We start from the raw sequence: 17,397 nt of genomic DNA on the forward strand, positions 1-17,397 counted from the left end.
GCCGGCCCCGCGCCCCGGCCCGGCCCGCGGCGGCGGCCCGGTTCAGCCGGCGGGGGCGGCCGCCGCGGTGGGCGCGTCCGGGTCCGCCGCCCGCCCGCGGCCGCGCAGGCGGTCCATCTCCCGCCACTCCGGGCGCAGGCCGGTCAGGTTGGTGGTGAGGAAGTACGCGGCGCCGGCCGCCAGCAGCGCCGGGGACAGGCCCACGGCCGTCACCGCCGCGCCCGCGAGCAGCCCGCCGAACGGGATCCCCGCCCAGGCGAGCGAGTCGCCCAGCGCCCGGACCCGGCCCAGCAGCCTGGCCGGCACCCGCTCGAAGGAGATCGCGCCGAGGATCGGGTTGAGGAACCCGGAGCCGAAGCCGCCCACCGCGAAGACCGCCAGCACCACCCACATCGGCGAGCCGGAGGCCAGCACCAGGAAGCGCGGTGCGCCGGCCAGCAGGAAGCCCGCGAAGAACACCGCGCGGCGCCGCATCCGGTGCGCCACGGCCGCCGCGATCAGGCTGCCCGCCACCGCCGCGATCCCGAACGCACTGCTGACCAGGCCGATCCCGGCCGGGCCCTGCCCGGACTCCTTGGCCCAGACCGGCACCAGGACGGTCATGAAGCCCGCGTCCAGCACGTTGGTGACGCCGACCATGATGATCACGGCCAGCAGCAAGGGCTCCCCGCGCAGGAAGGTGAAACCCTCGCCGAAGCGCCGCCAGTAGCCCGGCTCGGACTCCCCCTCGGGCAGTCGCGGCAGGTCGGTGGCGCGGCCCATGCCCTTCGGCAGCGCGATCGCGATGATCACCGAACCCAGGCCGAAGGCCACCGCGTTGACCACCAGTCCGGACATCGGCCCGAGGAGCGCCACCAGCGCGCCGCCGGCCGCCGGCCCGATCGTCGAGGCGAGCCGCTCGGTCACCCCGCTCAGCCCGGTGGCCCGTTCCAGCGGAACCCGGCTGCGTTCGGCCGCCTCGGGGATCATCACCTCCTTGGCCAGGTCGCCAGGCCCGCGCACCGCGCCGACCACCGCGACCAGGCCGAGCAGCGCCCAGAAGGAGAGCAGCCCCTGGCTGTGCAGCAGCGGCACGAGACCCACCGCGACGGCGCTGACCGCATCGGTGCTCCAGGAGACGACGCGCGGCCCGAGCCGGTCCACCACCGGCCCGGAGAAGGCCTTGACCAGGACGTACGGGGTCATCTCGCAGAACGCGACCAGGCCCGTCCGGGTGGCGCTGCCGGTGGTGGCCAGGACGAACCAGGGCAGTGCGATGGCCGAGACCCGGGTGCCGGTCAGCGAGACGGCCAGCGCCGCCAGCAGTCCGGCCAGCGGCCGGGTCCGGCCCCGGCCGGGTATGCCGGCGGCCGCGGGGTGGCCGGCGGTCATCGGTCCTCCAGGGGGCCGGCGGGGGTGCCGGGGTCGGCGGCAGGGTCCGCGGTGGCGTCGGGGGTCACGTCCGGGGTCGCGGGGGCGGCGCCGGGCCCGGGCCCCTCGGTCGGCTCCGGCAGCAGCTGGACGATCACCGACACCCGGCCGGTGCCGTCCTGCTCGGCGGTGCTGTCCTGCGGCCCGGCCTGCCGGTACCGGCCGACGAGTTCGACGAGTTCCGCCCCGAGCCGGGTGGCCTCCTCGGGTGTCAGCCGCAGCGCCCAGTCGTTGAGGTCGAACACGTCCCGCCAGGGGCGGGGCATCGCGGGGAGCGCGCCCAGGGCCCGCTGCGCCGTCCGCGTGTGCGCGGTGACGATCGACTGCAGGTAGCCGAGGGCGGCCTCGGGCTCCTGGTCGGCGAGGCCCATGTCGGTGAACCAGGTGCTCCGGTGGACGGCGTGCCACCAGCGCTCCCGAGCGTTCCCGCGCCCGGTGTCCTCGGCGACGAAGCCGGCGGCGGCGAGCTGGCGCAGGTGGTAGCTGGTGGCGCCGGAGGTGAGGCCCATCCGCTCGGCGAGCCGGGTCGCGGTGGACGGTCCGTGCGTCCGCAGCAGCCCGACCAGCTGGACCCGGACGGGATGGGCCAGCGCCCGCAGGCCCTTGGCGTCGAGAACCACGGCTCCCTCGGGCCGCGGCGGCCCGGCGGGCAGGCCGGCTTCTTCGTCTGTCATGCCCGGAATCCTAAACCGCAAAGAGTTCTTTGCAAAAATCTCTTTGCGGTCCGCGGGCAGGCCCGGTCCGCCGAAGCGGCCCCGGCTCAGGCGCGACGCGGGGGGCCCTCGTCGGCGACCGCCGGCAGCACCAGGACGAAGGTCAGCCCGCCGGCCGGGGTCTCCTCCACCCGCAGCCGTCCGCCGGCCGCCCGCGCGGCGCCCTCCGCGCCCTCGACGGCCGTCCAGTACTTCGCCTCGCCCGGCCGGCTCGCCCCCCGGTCGACGACCCGGATCTCCACCCGCCCCGCTCCCCCGCCCTCGGCACCCGCCACCGCCTCGGCCCGGACCAGCACCTTCGTCCCCGGCGGGCGGCGGCGCAGAGCGTGCTCCAGCAGCGCGGCCACCGCCAGCCGCAGCTGCGTGCCGTCCGCGGACACCGGCGGCAGGTCCGCCGGAAGCTGCAGCCGCACCGCGGCGGTGCGTCCGCCCCCGGCCGCCGTCCGGACCGCCAGCCGGGCCGCGCCGGCCGCGTCGGCCACCACGCGCGGCGGCGCGGGCGGTGCCCCGCGTCCCGGCTCGCCCCCGCAGCCCGCCGGCCCCCGCCCCGCCGGGTCCGGCCTCCCCAGCGGCGCACCGCAGCCGGCGGGGCCCCGGGCGGCGCCGGCCTGCTCCGGCGCACCGGCCGCCAGCACCTCCGGGACGGCGATCGGCGCACCCCGGCCGGACCGGCGCCCGAACCTTCCGGCCAGAAGGGTCCAACGCTTGCCCCGCGCCATCTCGGCTCCCCATCGCAGTGAGACATTCCGTCCGGGCCGCCGGACTCCCCCGGCCGGCCCCCTCCGTCCCGACCCGGCCCGGCTCGGCGCAGCAGAGCACCCGGGCCCACGGACCCGGGCGCCCGACCGGGCCCACCGAATCGGCCCACCGCCCGGACCGGCCGTCGGCGGCGGCACCACCCCGGAGCGGCAGTTCACCCGGTGCGAAGTGCGCGGACCTGAACAGGACGTGACGTACCGGACCAGTCTGGGTGAATCCCGCACCGGAATCGTCGTGCCGCGGTGCCGTTCCGACCCGCCGAACGGCGGGGTCCGACCCGGCCGCGAGCGCCCCGCCGCCCTAGAATTGGCGCCATGCCCCGGCTCAACGACGAGGTCAAGGCGCTGCTCCAGGAGTACGCGGACCTCATCTCGATCACCGGCGGGGACGCCTTCCGGGCCCGCGCCTACGAGAAGGCCGCCCGGGCGGTCGGCGGCCACCCGGAGGACGTCGCGCGGCTGGACCTCAAGGGGCTGCAGGGGATCCCCGGTGTCGGGAAGTCCACCGCCGAGAAGATCGGCGAGTACCTGCGGACCGGGCGGATCGAGGCGCTGGAGCAGCAGCGGGCGAAGATCCCGTCCGGGGTGCGCGAGATCATGGACATCCCCACCGTCGGGCCCAAGAAGGCGATGGCCCTCTACCGCGACCTCGGCATCGGCTCGGTGGACGAACTCGCCGAGGCGGCCCGGGCCGGCCGGCTGGGCGAGGTGGCCGGCTTCGGTGAGCGCAGCGCCGAGCGGATCCTCCAGGGCATCGAGCTGCGCCGGCAGGCGGGCGGCCGGACCGGGATCGACGTGGCCACCGCGCTGGCGGAGGAGATCGCGGCGGCGCTGTCCGCCGTCCCCGGGTGCATCCGCTGCGCGTACGCCGGGTCGCTGCGGCGGATGCGGGAGACGGTCGGCGACATCGACGTGCTGGCCACGGCCGAGGACTCGGCGCCGCTGACGGCCGCGTTCACCGCGCTCCCCTTCGTGGCCGAGGTCGTCGTCAGCGGCCCCACCAAGACCTCGGTGCGCACCGCCGAGGGCCTCCAGGTGGATCTCCGGGTCGTCCCGCCGGAGGACTGGGGCGCGGCGCTGGTGTACTTCACCGGCTCCAAGGCGCACAACATCCGGCTGCGCCGGATGGCCGTCGAGGCCGGACTGAAGCTGTCGGAGTACGGGCTGTTCCGGGCGGGCCCCGGCGGCGACAAGCTGGTGTCCGCCTCGGAGGAGGAGGTGTACGCGGCCCTCGGACTCCCCTGGATCCCGCCGCCGCTGCGCGAGGACACCGGGGAGATCGAGGCCGGCCTGCGCGGCGGACTCCCCCGGCTGGTCACCGAACAGGACCTGCGCGGCGACCTGCACACCCACACCGACCTGACGGACGGGCTGGCGTCGCTGGAGGAGATGCTGGCGGCGGCCGCCGCACGCGGCTACGCCTACTACGCGGTCACCGACCACGCCCCGGACCTGGTCATGCAGCGGATGACCGACGAGAAGATGCTGGCCCAGCGCGCGCTGGTCCGCGAACTCGACGGCCGGTACCGCAGGATGCGGGTGCTGCACGGCACCGAGCTGAACATCGGGCCGGACGGGGACGTGGACTGGCCGGGCGAGTTCCTGGCCGGGTTCGACGTCTGCGTCGCCTCGATCCACTCGCACTTCGGGCTGGACCGGGCCGCCCAGACCCGGCGGCTGGTCCGCGCCTGCGAGAACCCGCACGTCCAGGTGATCGGGCACCCCACCACCCGGCTGATCGGGCGCCGGGCACCGATCGACGTGGACCTCGACGAGGTGTTCCGGGCCTGCGCCCGGACCGGCACCGCGATGGAGATCAACGGCGCCCCGCGCCGGCTCGACCTGCGCGACGAGCACGTCCGGCGGGCCAGGAGCCTCGGCGTCCGGTTCGCGATCGACAGCGACGCGCACTCCACGCGGGAACTCGCCAACCCGCGCTACGGCATCGGCACGGCGCAGCGCGGCGGGCTCACCCCGGAGGACGTGATCAACACCTGGACGTGGCAGCGGCTGAAGCGGTTCCTCCACAAGAATCCGCCGCATTGACCCCTGGATTCCCGCCCTGATCAGGCGCATGATGGAAGTGGACCTGCGAGGTAGACGAGGGAGTTCGACCGCAGGAGGCAGTGGCGACAGGTCGAGGTTCTGCCGCTGGTACCTCGGTCGACGATCGAACTGAGCGGCCGGAGGACGATGGTTGAGTCCGGAGGCCAACCCCCACCCCGCAGGTCCACCCACGCCCCCGGACGGTGACACCGTCCGGGGGTTTCTCGGTGTCCGGGCGGCCGCTCGACCGGGGGCACCCGGGCCCGCCCCGGCGCCTGTTCGTCCACGGCTCCCGGCGCCTGTCCGTCCAAGGCTCCCGGTGCCTGTTCATCCACGGCTCACCGCGGACGCGCGGGCCGGCCACCGGCGGTTCACCGGGCGGGAACAGGCTGCGAGGCGCTCCGCTCGGTCACTGCGTCGTCCCGCTCTCGAAGGGCCCCGGTCGTGAAACCCTCCGCCGCTGTCTCCGCCACCATGTCGGTGGCCCTCGCCGCCACCGTGCTGCTCGCCGGTGGCCCGGCCTCCGCCCAGGGGCGGCACGGTGGCGGGCACCCGGACGGGCAGTCGTACCCGTACGGGACCAAGACCCCCTACGAGCCGCAGGGCCGGCCGAAGCAGTACGAACGCGCGCCTGGGGGCTACCTCCCGGTCTTCACCGAGAACGTCGCCCGGCACGGCTCCCGGGCCATGACGGACAGCGAGGACGGCGACCTGGTGCTGGCCGTGCTGGGGACCGCCGAGCAGCGCGGTGCCCTGAACCGGCTCGGCGCGGGGCTGGCGCCGCAGGTGCGCACCCTGCTCGGCGCCGCCTCGGCGGTCGGCTACGGCAACCTGGCCGGCCGCGGGGTGCGGGAGCACCGGGAGACCGCCCTGCGGATGGAGCAGCGCCTGCCCGAGCTCTTCCGGACCATCGCGGCGGAGCACGAACCGGTCGTCGTGGAGACCTCGGGGGTGGCCCGCACGGTGGCCAGCGCCAACGCGTTCACCTCGGGACTGACCGAGGGGCAGCCCTCGCTGGCCGGACTGATCAGGGCCCCGGTCACCGACAAGAACCTGCTCTACTTCCACAAGCAGCCGCAGAACGCCGACTACCAGGCCTACCTGGCCCACGACCCGGACCTGGCGGCCGTGCTGGCCGGGATCGAGGGCGCGCCGCGGACCGAGCAGGCGGCCCGGCACGTCGCGGAGCGGCTCTTCGACGCGGAGTTCGTCGCGTCGATGTCCGCCGAGGACCGGATCGCCTTCGCGCGCGCCCTGCACCAGCTGTACAGCTCCGCGCCCGACCTCGCCGAGGAGGCGCCGGCCGTCGACCTGGACCCCTACCTGACCTCCCGGGACGCGCAGTGGTTCGCCTACCTGGACGACGCCGAGGAGTTCTACCAGAAGGGCCCCGGCTTCGCCGGACGCACCGTCACCTACCGGATGGCCCAGCCCCTGCTGGACGACTTGTTCGCCGCGGTCGAGGCGAAGGCCGCCGGCACCGGTCATGACGGCGCCGTGCTGCGGTTCACCCACGCCGAGGAGATCGAGCCGCTGGCGGCGCTGATGGGCCTGCCCGGCAGCACCGAGCCGGCGGCCCCGGACGAGCCGTACACCTACCGGAACGACGAGTGGCGCGGCGGGCAGGTGTCCCCGATGGCCGCGAACGTCCAGTGGGACCTCTACGCCGGCGGCGCGGGCAAGGACGGCGCGGGCAGGAGCGGCGCGGGCAAGTCCCCGGCGTACCTGGTCCGGATGCTCTACAACGAGCAGGAGACGGCCTTCAAGTCCTCCTGCCGGCCGATCGCCAAGGGCAGTTACTTCTACGACCTGGACGAGCTGCGGCGCTGCTTCGGCCGGGCCTGACCGGCCGGCGCCCCGTTCGGCGGACGGGACGGCGGCCCGCTCGGCCGGCGGGGGCCTTCGGGCGGGGTTCGGGCGCCGGGGGTACGGCCGACCCGCCCGGCGCCCTCGGCCCGGACGCGCCCCCAACGCCGTCGCGCGCCGTAGGATCGGCCGGTACGAACGCCGTCGGCCCGCCCCAGGGGGACCACCGTGACCCAGCCCCGCACCGCGCGCGCGGCTGACCTCGCCGCACAACTGGCCGCGGTCGGGCCGTACTTCGAGATCCTCACCGGCAGCCCCGGGCAGCCGGACCGGACGCCCGGCCTGCGGCCGCTGCGGGAGCTGTACGCGACCGGGCCCGGCTCCGTGCTGGCCGAGCGGATCCCGGCGGTCGCCGAGCGGCTGGGGACGGCGGAGCCACGGGTGGCCGCCTCCATCCTGCAGCTCGGACTGGCCTCCCGGCTCTGGTCGGTGGCGCTCGGCGCCGCCGCACTGGGCGGCACCACGCTGGACCTGCACCCCGACCGGGTCGAGGCCCTGCTGCCGCCGCAGGGCCCGCTGCTGCTCCGGCTCCCGCGGCCGGCCGCCGACCAGGCCTCGGACGGGGGACTCCGGGCCGACCGGCCGGAGCCCGCCACCGGGGCCGGGCCGACCGAGCCGCCCACGGCGGCCCGGCTCTACCGCGCCGTGGTGACCGAGAACCTGGTCCCGCTCGCGGCCGCCGTGCGCGCCGTGGCTCCCGTCTCCGAGGGACTGCTCCGGGGCAACGCGGCCTCCGCCCTGGCCGGCTCGCTGCGGGTGCTGCACGGCTGGGCCGCCGTCCGCCGGCCCGAGGCCGCCCGGACCGCGCGCCGGCTCGCGGACGACCTGCTGGTGCTCGGCCGGCTCGTCGGCACCGGCACCCTGACCTGCGCGGGCCCGGCCGCCGTACCCGCATTCCGCCGCACCAGCTGCTGCCTCTACTACCGCGTCGGCCCCCGGGCCGGCATCTGCGGCGACTGCGTCTTCGACGCGCCGCCGGGCCGGTCCTGAGCCGCCTCCGGCCGGGTCGGCCCTCGGCGGTGCGGGGCCGGGGCGGGTGGCCCGGCCCCGCACCCGAGATTGATAGCCATGTATGCAGTGTCCATGTACGGTATCTGCCATGAGCAAGGCATCCCCGGGGCCCACCCCCGGCTTCCTGGTCTGGCGGCTGTCGACCAAGTGGCGGGTGGCCGTCGACCGGGCCCTCGCCCCGCTGGGCCTGACCCATGCGCAGTACTCGCTGCTCGCCTCCCTGCTCGGCATGCAGCGCTCCGGGCAGCAGCCCAGCCAGCGGCAACTCGCCGAGCACACCGGCCTGGAGGCGCTGTACGTGTCGAAGCTGGCCCGCGCCCTGGAGGAGGCCGGCCTGGTCGAGCGCGCGAAGGACCCGGCCGACTCCCGGGCCGTCCGCCTGTCGCTCACCGAACAGGGGCTGGACACCACCCGCCGGGCCGTCGACGTCGTGCAGCGGCTGCTGGGGCAACTCCTGTCCCCGCTCGGCGGTCTGGACAGCCCACGCACCGCGACGCTGGTCGCCGAGCTGACCACCCTGCTGGACGTGCCGCTGGACGCCGCCGTGGACGCCTCCCGGCCGGCGCCGACGGCGACGCGGCCCTGATGCCCGGTCAGCCCCCGGCCCCGTCCTGCCGGCGGCGCCGACCCGTGCTCCGTCCGACCCTCCCCGCTCCGACCCGCCCGGCTGCGACCCGCCCCGGTGTGGCCGCCGCCCCGGCCGGGCGCCGCTCGTCTACCGTGGACCGGCGGGCGCCGGGCAGGCGCCCGGCCGCAGCGGGCGCCGCACGGCGCCGGCCCGACGAGGAGGCAACGTGAGCGAGAACGAGCCGACGGCCAGTCCCACCGGCTGGGTCGCCGATCAGGCCCGCCGCTACGAGGAGTCCGGCGGAACGGCCGGCACCACCATCCAGGGCGCCCCCTGCCTGCTGCTCGACCACCTCGGCCGCAAGAGCGGCCAGTGGCGGCGGACGGTACTGATCTACGGCCGCGACGGCGAGGACTACCTGGTGGTCGCCTCGCTCGGCGGTGCCGACCACCACCCGCTCTGGTACCTGAACCTGACGGCGAACCCGGAGGTCCGGCTGCGGGTCGGCCCCGAACGCTTCACCGCCACGGCCGAGGTGCTCCCGGCCGAGGAGAAGGCGCGGGTCTGGCCGAGCCTGGTGGAGGTCTTCCCGCCCTACGCGGGCTACCAGAAGAAGACCAGCCGCGACATCCCGGTGATCCGCCTCCGCCGGGACACCCCCGCGGGCGGCTGAGCCTGCGGCGCGCGGCAGCGCGGCGGTCGTCGGGCCGAGGAGCTCGGCGACCGGCCCGGGCGCCACCTCGACAAGCGAGGTCCGGCCCGGCCCGCCCGTCCCTCCATCCATCCGACGCCCGGGCCACGCCCGCCGTATGCTCCGGTCATGCTCCTCTGGATCAACGGCCCTTACGGCGGCGGCAAGACGCAGACGGCGCACGAGATCCGTCGGCGGCTCCCGGGCAGCGTGGTCTGCGACCCCGAACACGTCGGTTTCGGCCTGCACCGGATGACGCCGCCGGCACTGCGCGGCGACTTCCAGGACTTCCCGGCCTGGCGGCAGGGCGTCTACGAGGTGCTGGACCTGGTGCTCGGCCGGCAGGACGGGGTGGTGATCGCACCGATGACCGTCGTGGACCCGGACTGCTTCCGGGAGACGGTGGGCCGGCTCCGGGAACGCGGCCACGACGTCCGGCACTTCACGCTGCTGGCCGACCGGGAAACGATCGTGGGCCGGCTGCGCGAGCGACGCCTGGGGCACGTCGTGCGGTTCGCCGCCCGCCGGGGTGCCCCCTTCGGACGCGAGAGCTTCGCCCGCTCCCGGCTCGATCTGTGCCTGGACCGGCTGCACGGGGAGGAGTTCGCCGAGCATCTGGAGACCGGCGACCGCACGGTCGCGCAGGTCGCGGACCTGATCGCGGCCTCGGCCGGGCTGACCCTGCTCCCGAACACCGACAGCGCGGTGCGCGGGCGCCTGCGCCGGGCCTGGACCGGGGTCCGGCACATCCGGGTCCGCTGAGCCGGCGGCGGTCCCGTGCCGGGCTCGCCGCCGATGGACCTGGCCCTTCCGGGCAGGCCTGATCGGCCCCCGAGATCATTCTGTGGGAGCGCTCCCATATGCTCCGATACGGACACGCAGACCGCACCGAGCGGCCGCCCCGACCAGAACGGGCCCCATGACCGCCCCCACCCCCCACCGCCCCGCCAACGCCGCCGCCCACGCCGCCGGCACCCTCGGCAGCCCCGGCACCCCGCCGGTCCGCTGGGGCATCCTCGCCACCGGCGCCATCGCCACCGCCTTCGCCGAGGACCTCGCCCTGCTCCCGGACGCCCGCCTGACCGCGGTCGCCTCCCGCACCGAGGAGTCCGCCCGGCGCTTCGCCGAGCGCCACGACATCCCCCGCGCGTACGGCAGCTGGGAGCAACTCGCCAAGGACCCCGAGGTCGACGTCGTCTACGTCGCCACCCCGCACGCCCAGCACCACGCCGCCACCTCGCTCCTGCTGGCGGCCGGGAAGCCGGTGCTCTGCGAGAAGCCCTTCACCCTCAACCTGCCCGAGGCGCAGGACCTGGTGCGCCTCGCCCGCGAGCACGAGGTCTTCCTGATGGAGGCCATGTGGACCTACCTGGACCCGGCGGTCCGCCGCCTGACCCAGCTGATCGACGACGGCGCGATCGGTGAAGTCCGCACCGTCCAGGCGGAGTTCGCGTTCGCCGCGGAGCCCGGCGGGAGCGGGCGGCTGCGCGACCCGGCCGCCGGCGGCGGTGCGCTGCTGGACATCGGCGTCTACCCGCTGGCCTTCGCCCAGCTGCTGCTGGGCACGCCGGACAGCGTCCAGGCCTGGGGGCGGATCGCTCCGGACGGCGTGGACGACAACACCGGCATCCTGCTCGGGCACCCCGGCGGGGCGCACGCGGTGCTGTCCTGCTCGATCGTCTCGGACAGTGCGCAGCGGGCCGAGATCGGCGGTTCGCTGGGCCGGATCGAGATCCCCCGCGACTTCTACCGGCCGGACTCCTTCGTGCTGCACCGCCGCCGGCACGAGCCGGAGGAGTTCCGGTTCCCGCGCGAGCCCGGGCACGGTTACCGGTACGAGGCGGCGGAGGTGATGCGCTGCCTGCGCGCCGGGGCGGCCGAGTCGCCGCTCGTCCCGCTGGACGGCACGCTGGCCCTGATGGGCACCCTGGACACGGTCCGGCGCCGGATCGGCCTGCGCTACCCGGGGGACCGCGACTGACCCCGCCGGCACGCCGCTGACACCCGACGACACCCCGCCGGCACCCGGCCATGCCGACGCGGTGTCCTGGCGACACCCCGACGCCAGGACACCGCGTCCACCACCCCGGTGCCCGCGCGGCTCCAGAATGTTCGCCACGGACCGTTCCCGCCCGGAGCCGGTCCCGGTCGGCGCCGCCCTTCCCACCGGGCGGCGGCAGGTACGGAACTGGGAGGCTGTCATGCAGGGAAGCACAGCGGGGCCGGCCGGGCCGCCGGCGACCGGGCCGCGACCGGGCGGCCGTCGATGAGCGCCGGCGACGGCGTGCCGGCGACGAGTGCTGACGGCAGGCCGCCGGCGAGCGCCGGCGGCCTGCCGCTGTCGGGCGTCCTGGTCGCCGACTTCGGCCGGGTGCTGGCCGCGCCGTACGCCACCATGCTGCTGGCCGACCTCGGGGCGGACGTGGTCAAGGTCGAGCAGCCGGCGCGCGGCGACGACACCCGGGCCTGGGGGCCGCCGCACGCCCAGGGCGAGGCGACGTACTTCCTCTCGGTGAACCGCAACAAGCGCTCGCTGACCCTCGATCTGCGGGAGCCCGCCGACCACGCCCGTGCGGTCGAACTCGTCCGCCGGGCCGACGTCTTGTTCGAGAACTTCCGGCCCGGCACGATGGCGCGGCACGGCCTCGGGTACGAGCGGGCGCACGAGCTCAACCCCGGCCTGGTGTACTGCTCGGTGAGCGGGTTCGGGCCCGGCCGGGGTGCCGCGCTGCCGGGGTACGACCTGCTGGTGCAGGCGGTCGGCGGTCTGATGAGCGTCACCGGACCGGGGCCTGGCGAGCCGGTGAAGACCGGCGTCGCCCTGGTGGACGTGCTCACCGGCCTGCATGCCGCCGTGGGGGTGCTGGCCGCGCTGCGCGAGCGGGGGACGACCGGCGAGGGCCAGCACGTCGAGGTCAACCTGCTCACCTCGCTGCTGTCGAGCATGGTGAACCAGGCCGGCGGTTACACCCTGGCGGGCGCGGTGCCCGGGATCCTCGGCAACCGGCATCCGTCGATCGCCCCCTACGAGGTGTTCGAGGCCGCCGACCGGCAGCTGGTGGTGGCGGTCGGCAACGACCGTCAGTTCGCCGCGCTGTGCGAGGGGCTGGCCGCCCCGGAACTCGCCCGGGACCAGCGGTTCGCGACCAACTCCGACCGGGTCGCGCACGTGGTGGAGCTGGCCGAGGCGCTCTCCGCGCTGCTGGCCGGCCGGACCGCCGCCGAGTGGTTCGAGCTGCTCACCCCGCTCGGCGTGCCCTGCGGCCCGGTGAACGACCTGGCCGGCGCCTTCGGCCTGGCCGAGTCGCTGGGTCTGTCGCCGCGTGCCACGGTGGCCGGGGACCAGGGCCCGCTGGACCTGGTGGCCAATCCGATCGGTCTCTCCCGCACCCCGCCCCGCTACGACCGGCGGCCACCGCGCCTGGGCGAGCACACCGAGGAGCTCACCGCCTGGCTGGACTCCTGACGATCGTTCCCCCTGCCGCCCTGCCCCCGCCCACCCGGCCGGCGGACCGTCAGCGGATCCCGGAACCGGGGTTCGCCTCGTCCCACTCCTGACGGGCCACGGCGATGGCGCCCCGGTGCTCCAGCGACCAGTCGGCGAGCGCCCGGACCAGGTGGGTCAGGCTGTGCCCCATCGGCGTCAGCTCGTACTCGACCTGGGGCGGGACGGTCGGGTGGACGGTCCGGGTGAGCAGCCCGTCGCGCTCCAACCGGCGCACGGTGAGCGTCAGCATGCGCTGGGAGATGCCCGGGACGGCGCGCTGCAGCCCGCGGAAGCGGTGCATGCCCTGCGCCAGCTCCACGACGACCAAGACGGACCACTTGTCGCCGATCCGGTCCAGGACGTCGCGGATGCCGCAGTCCACGTGCTCCTCGCAGCTGACCACGGCCTCGGTGGTTATCCCGATGTGCCCTACCGACATGGAAGTGCCTCCTTATGCCCGGTGCGGCGAACCCGCAGGATGTTGCTGGTTACCGAAGAGAACCTACCCCGCAGGGAGCACATCTTGATCCTCCTCACCGGCGCCACCGGCGGCCTGGGCACCCTCGTCGCCGAGCGGCTGGCCGACCGCGAGGACGTCGTCCTCGGCACCCGCGCACCCGGGCGCGTCCGGGTGCCGCTGCCCGTCCGCCACCTCGACTTCGACGCGCCCGACACCCTGGCCGGCGCCTTCGCCGGGGTGGACGTCCTGTTGCTGGTCTCGGCCGGCTACGGCGAGGACGACACCGTGATCGCCCGCCACGGGGCCGCCGTCGACGCGGCCGAGCGGGCCGGCGTGCGGCACATCGTCTACACCAGCTTGACCGGCGACGGCGACCACCTGCCCTACGCCCTCCCCCACCGCTGGACCGAGCGCCGGCTGCGCGAGGGCTCCGCGGACTGGACGATCCTGCGCAACGGCCTGTACGCCGAACTGCTGGGACAGCTCGCCACTCCGGCCCCGGACGGCCGGCTGACCGCCCCGCTGGGCCGGGGCAGGCTGGCCGCGGTGGCCCGCGCGGACCTCGCGGACGCGGCGGCGGCGGTCGTCCGGGAGGCGGGCGCGCACGCGGGGCGCAGCTACGAGCTGGTCGGCGAAGCGGCCGTCGGCGGCGAGGACCTCGCCCGCGCCCACGGCCCGGGGGTCGTCTACGAGTCCGAGCCGCTGGCCCTGGCCCGTGAGCGCCTGACCGCCTCCGGCGCGGCGCCGTTCCAGGTGCCGATGGTGCTCGGCACCTGCTCGGCCGTCGCGGCCGGCTTCCTGGACCGGACCGGCGGCGACCTCCGCGCCCTGCTCGGCCGGGCGCCGCGCTCCGCGCTGGACGTCGCCACCGGCCGGAGCCGGTAGCCGGCGGCCGGTGCCCAACAGCCGAGGCCCGGCGGCTCCCCGGCGCCCCCGGCCGGGTCAGCCGGGGACGCCCGGCACCACCAGGCCGGACTCGTACGCGATCACCACCGCGTGCGTCCGGTTCTGCGCACCGAGCTTGGTCAGCACGTTCCCCACGTGCGTCTTCACCGTCTCCAGGCTCACCGTGAGCGACTCGGCGATCTCCGGGTTGGACAGCCCCGTGGCCATCAGCCGCAGCACCTCCTCCTCCCGCCCCGTCAGTGCCGCCCGCGGCAGGGCCTGCGCGGAACCCAGCGGGCGGGCGGCGACCATCCGGCGCAGCGCCGCGGGGAAGAGGATCGCCTCGCCCGCCGCCACCACCCGCACCGCCTCCGCGATCTGCCGGACCGGAAGCCGCTTCAGCACGAATCCGGCGGCCCCCGCGCCGAGCGCGGCGGTCACGTGGCCGTCGTTCTCGAAGGTGGTGATCACCACGACCTTCGGCGGCTCGGCCGGGCCGGACATCAGCAGCCGGGTGGCCTCGATCCCGTTGCGGCGCGGCATCCGCACATCCATCAGGACCACGTCCGGCCGCAGCAGCCGGGCCCGCTCGACCGCCTCGACACCGTCGGCGGCCTCCCCGACCACCGTGATGCCCGGCTGCGCCGAGAGGAGTGTGCGCAGCCCGCTGCGGGTCACCTCGTCGTCGTCCGCGATCAGCAGGGTGACGGGGGCACCCGGGGGGCCGGGGGCGGGACCGGCGGCGGCCAAGGCGGGGAGGCCTTCGCTCCGGTCGGAGCCGGTCATGCCGGCAGCCGGACCGGCAGCCGGACGGCCAGCCGCCAGTGCCGGGGGCCCGCCGGACCGAAGTCGATCTCACCGTGCAGCAGCCGTACGCGCTCGGCCAGCCCGGGCAGGCCGCGCCCGGTACTCGGGAAGGCGCCGGGGCCGGTGCCCGGCGCCGCGCCGGTCCGGTTGACCACGCTGAGCTCCAGCCCGTCCGCCCCGGCCGCCACCCGGACCTCGACCGGACCGCCGGCCCCGTGCCGCAGGGCGTTCGTCAGCCCCTCCTGGAGGATCCGGTAGGCCGCCCGGGAGAGCGTCCCCTGCACCTGCGCCAAGTCCCCCGACAGGTCCGGCTCCACCACCGCTCCGGCGTGCCGCAACCGGTCCAGCAGCTCGGGCAGGTCGTTCAAGGTCCGGGCCGGCGCCGTCCCCGGCTCCTCCTCGCGCAGCACACCCAGCACGTAGTCCAGGTCCTCCAGCGCGGCCCGGGCCGACTCCTCGATGCTGCGCATGGCGGCCCGGGCGGCCGCCGGGTCGGCGGCGAGGACCTCGCCCGCCACCGCCGCCTGGATGGTGGCGGCCGTCAGGGTGTGCCCGATCGAGTCGTGCAACTCCTTTGCCAGGCGGTTGCGTTCGGCCAGCAGCAGCTCCCGCTCGGCCGCCAGCGCGAGCCGCTCGGCCGGCGACGGCCCGAGCAGCCTGGGCGCCGTCCACCGCAGAGCGCCGGTCACCGCCGCACATGCGGCGGCCGCCAGCAGCAGGCAGCCGAGCGCCAGCACCCAGCTCTGCCAGCCGCCCTCCACCCGCAGCGGCCGGCCGAACAGGTTCAGCTCCACCTGGCCGCCGAGCCGGTTGCCCGGCAGGCTCAGGCCCAGGAGGATCAGCAGACCGCTCACCAGCGCCCCGGTCCACCCCAGCAGCACGTGCAGCAGCAGCCAGAGCGGCGTCCGCCAACGGCCGGCACCGGACGGCGCCGCACCGGGCGCGGCGGACGGCCCGGCTGCGGTACCGGGCCGCCGGCGGCCGGCCACCGGATCCGGCAACGGCACCCTCAGCAGGCGGCGGGCGGCCACGACCAGCACCCGCCGCGTGGTGCGGGCCAGCCCCACCGAAACGATCAGTACGGCCCAGAGCAGGAGCACCAGCACGATCTGCACGGCCTCCGGGGCGGACCGCCAGGCCAGCGCCGGCGCCAGCGCGAAGGGCAGCAGCGGAAGGCTGGCCAGTGCGCCGGCGTAGGCGAACAGCACACCCGTGTACGTGGAGCCGCGCAGCAGCGGCCGGAGTCCCCTGATCATGATCGTCAGTATGGCCGGGCAGGTCGTCGGGGGCCTCCCCCGATCGGGGGAGGGTGTTCTCCCGCCTCTCCGCGATGTGCGGCCGGCCTCCCGGCGGCCAGGATCGTGCCGTGTCCGGCGACGCCGCCGGCCTTCCCGGCCCGGGGCGCACCGCCCGAACGGCCGTCCCCGTCCGTGCCCGGCACGGACGACCACCGCTTTTCCCCGACCCTCCACAGGAGTTGACCCATGCGTGACCGGACCGAACGCCCGCCCCGCCCCTCCGCACACCGGCCCGCCGGCCGACGACGGGCCGTGCCGGCCGCGGCGGCGGTGGCCGTCGGCCTCCTGACGGCGGGAGTCCTGGCGCCGCCCGCGGTGTCCGCCCCGAGGCCCGACACCGTCCGGCAACGGCTGGACGCGCTGGTGCGTGACGACGGCCTGCCCGCCGCGCTGGCGAGCGTCCGGGACCGCGCCGGCCGCACCCGGACCTACACCGCGGGGGTCGGCGACCTGTCCACCGGGGCGAAGGTCCCGGCGGACGGCCAGGTGCGGATCGGCAGCACCACCAAGACCTTCACCGCGGTCGTCGTGCTGCAACTGGTCGGCGAGGGAAGGATCGAGCTCGACGCCACGGTCGACACCTACCTGCCGGGCCTCGTCCGCGGGGAGGGGATCGACGGGCGGCTCGTCACCGTCCGCCAACTCCTGCAGCACACCAGCGGACTTCCCGAGTACGAGGGCGACGTCGACGACGCCCTCCGCCGGCACCGGTACCTGGAGCCCCGCGACATCCTCGACATCGCCCTGCGGCACAAGTCCGAATTCGCCCCGGGGGCGAAGTTCGGCTACAGCAGCACGAATTACCTGCTGGCCGGGCTGATCGTCCAGAAGGTCACCGGCCGCCCTCTCGCCGAGGAGGTGGACAGGCGTGTGATCCGCCGCATCGGGCTGCGCCACACCTCCTTCCCCGCTCCCGGCGACATGACGATCCGGGAGGCCCACCCCCTGGGCTACCAGGTGGATTCAGCGGGCGCGCCGCCGCGCGACACCACGGAGATCGACCCCTCCCCGGCCTGGGCGGCCGGCCAGATGATCTCCACCAACGCCGATCTCAACCAGTTCTTCACGGCACTGCTCGACGGCCGGCTGCTCCCCGCGGCCCAACTCGCCCAGATGCGCGCCACCGTGCCCATCGGGGACAGCGGCGCCGGCTACGGCCTGGGCATCATCAGCAGGCCGCTGTCGTGCGGCGGTGTCTACTGGGGCCACGGCGGCGACATCCCGGGGTACGAGTCCCGGGGCGGGGTCACCGACGAGGGCCGGGCCGCGAGCATCACGGTGACCAGCGTCCCGTCCGACTTCGCCGTCACGGAGCGTCTCGAAGTGGCGGTGGACGCGGCTCTCTGCGGCTGAACCGCCCCTGCCGCCGGCCGCGCCGGGGCGGGCGGACGACCGGT

Annotated in this window: 16 protein-coding genes; 10 read left to right on the forward strand and 6 right to left on the reverse strand. The window is 75.9% G+C overall.

Going from position 1 to position 17,397, the window contains the following annotated elements:
• Positions 1–42: 42 nt before the first annotated feature.
• The 3 genes from J2S46_RS08170 to J2S46_RS08180 all read right to left on the reverse strand — a co-directional run bounded on the left by J2S46_RS08170 (position 43) and on the right by J2S46_RS08180 (position 2,842).
• Complete coding sequence (locus tag J2S46_RS08170; protein WP_191292053.1) at positions 43–1,371, reverse strand: MFS transporter; 1,329 nt, start codon at positions 1,369–1,371, stop codon at positions 43–45.
• Positions 1,368–2,084, reverse strand: coding sequence for an ArsR/SmtB family transcription factor (locus J2S46_RS08175; RefSeq protein WP_191292054.1), 717 nt, complete (start codon positions 2,082–2,084; stop codon positions 1,368–1,370). Before J2S46_RS08175 ends, J2S46_RS08170 begins: the two co-directional genes overlap by 4 nt.
• An 86-nt stretch (positions 2,085–2,170) precedes the next feature.
• A complete protein-coding gene (locus J2S46_RS08180) occupies positions 2,171–2,842 on the reverse strand; it encodes a histidine kinase (RefSeq protein WP_191292055.1) in 672 nt (223 codons plus the stop codon).
• Positions 2,843–3,196: 354 nt separating this feature from the next.
• Between J2S46_RS08180 and polX the strand changes: the two genes are divergently transcribed.
• The 8 genes from polX to J2S46_RS08220 all read left to right on the forward strand — a co-directional run bounded on the left by polX (position 3,197) and on the right by J2S46_RS08220 (position 12,529).
• The gene (gene polX, locus J2S46_RS08185) at positions 3,197–4,927 is read left to right on the forward strand and encodes a DNA polymerase/3'-5' exonuclease PolX (RefSeq protein WP_191292056.1); all 1,731 of its coding nucleotides are present in this window, start codon (positions 3,197–3,199) and stop codon (positions 4,925–4,927) included.
• A 444-nt stretch (positions 4,928–5,371) separates the two neighbouring features.
• Positions 5,372–6,772 (forward strand): histidine-type phosphatase, encoded by a 1,401-nt coding sequence (locus J2S46_RS08190; protein WP_229913026.1) that lies wholly within the window; start codon positions 5,372–5,374, stop codon positions 6,770–6,772.
• Positions 6,773–6,961: 189 nt separating this feature from the next.
• A complete protein-coding gene (locus J2S46_RS08195; RefSeq protein ID WP_191292057.1) occupies positions 6,962–7,783 on the forward strand; it encodes a (2Fe-2S)-binding protein in 822 nt (273 codons plus the stop codon).
• A gap of 109 nt (positions 7,784–7,892) precedes the next feature.
• On the forward strand, positions 7,893–8,390 hold the full coding sequence (locus J2S46_RS08200; RefSeq protein WP_191292058.1) for a MarR family winged helix-turn-helix transcriptional regulator: 498 nt from the start codon (positions 7,893–7,895) through the stop codon (positions 8,388–8,390).
• A gap of 208 nt (positions 8,391–8,598) precedes the next feature.
• Entirely contained in the window at positions 8,599–9,045 is a 447-nt protein-coding gene (locus tag J2S46_RS08205; RefSeq protein ID WP_191292059.1) for a nitroreductase family deazaflavin-dependent oxidoreductase, read from the forward strand.
• Positions 9,046–9,192: 147 nt separating this feature from the next.
• On the forward strand, positions 9,193–9,825 hold the full coding sequence (locus J2S46_RS08210) for an AAA family ATPase (RefSeq protein WP_191292060.1): 633 nt from the start codon (positions 9,193–9,195) through the stop codon (positions 9,823–9,825).
• A gap of 157 nt (positions 9,826–9,982) precedes the next feature.
• A complete protein-coding gene (locus J2S46_RS08215; RefSeq protein ID WP_191292061.1) occupies positions 9,983–11,044 on the forward strand; it encodes a Gfo/Idh/MocA family protein in 1,062 nt (353 codons plus the stop codon).
• Positions 11,045–11,329: 285 nt separating this feature from the next.
• Positions 11,330–12,529 (forward strand): CaiB/BaiF CoA transferase family protein, encoded by a 1,200-nt coding sequence (locus J2S46_RS08220; RefSeq protein WP_191292062.1) that lies wholly within the window; start codon positions 11,330–11,332, stop codon positions 12,527–12,529.
• 49 nt (positions 12,530–12,578) lie between these two features.
• On the opposite strand, the gene J2S46_RS08225 is transcribed toward J2S46_RS08220, so the two are convergent.
• On the reverse strand, positions 12,579–12,989 hold the full coding sequence (locus J2S46_RS08225; RefSeq protein WP_191292063.1) for a winged helix-turn-helix transcriptional regulator: 411 nt from the start codon (positions 12,987–12,989) through the stop codon (positions 12,579–12,581).
• 84 nt (positions 12,990–13,073) lie between these two features.
• Between J2S46_RS08225 and J2S46_RS08230 the strand changes: the two genes are divergently transcribed.
• Positions 13,074–13,895, forward strand: coding sequence for an NAD(P)H-binding protein (locus J2S46_RS08230; RefSeq protein WP_191292064.1), 822 nt, complete (start codon positions 13,074–13,076; stop codon positions 13,893–13,895).
• Between the two features lie 57 nt (positions 13,896–13,952).
• Here J2S46_RS08230 and J2S46_RS08235 read toward each other — a convergent pair whose 3' ends face one another.
• A complete protein-coding gene (locus tag J2S46_RS08235; RefSeq protein WP_229913027.1) occupies positions 13,953–14,681 on the reverse strand; it encodes a response regulator transcription factor in 729 nt (242 codons plus the stop codon).
• Positions 14,678–15,958, reverse strand: a complete 1,281-nt coding sequence (locus J2S46_RS08240; protein WP_191292065.1) for a sensor histidine kinase — start codon at positions 15,956–15,958, stop codon at positions 14,678–14,680. Before J2S46_RS08240 ends, J2S46_RS08235 begins: the two co-directional genes overlap by 4 nt.
• A gap of 228 nt (positions 15,959–16,186) precedes the next feature.
• Between J2S46_RS08240 and J2S46_RS08245 the strand changes: the two genes are divergently transcribed.
• A complete protein-coding gene (locus tag J2S46_RS08245; RefSeq protein WP_191292066.1) occupies positions 16,187–17,353 on the forward strand; it encodes a serine hydrolase domain-containing protein in 1,167 nt (388 codons plus the stop codon).
• Positions 17,354–17,397: the final 44 nt, after the last annotated feature.

Origin of the sequence: Kitasatospora herbaricolor, assembly GCF_030813695.1 — a bacterium.
Classification (GTDB): Bacteria; Actinomycetota; Actinomycetes; order Streptomycetales; family Streptomycetaceae; genus Kitasatospora; species Kitasatospora herbaricolor.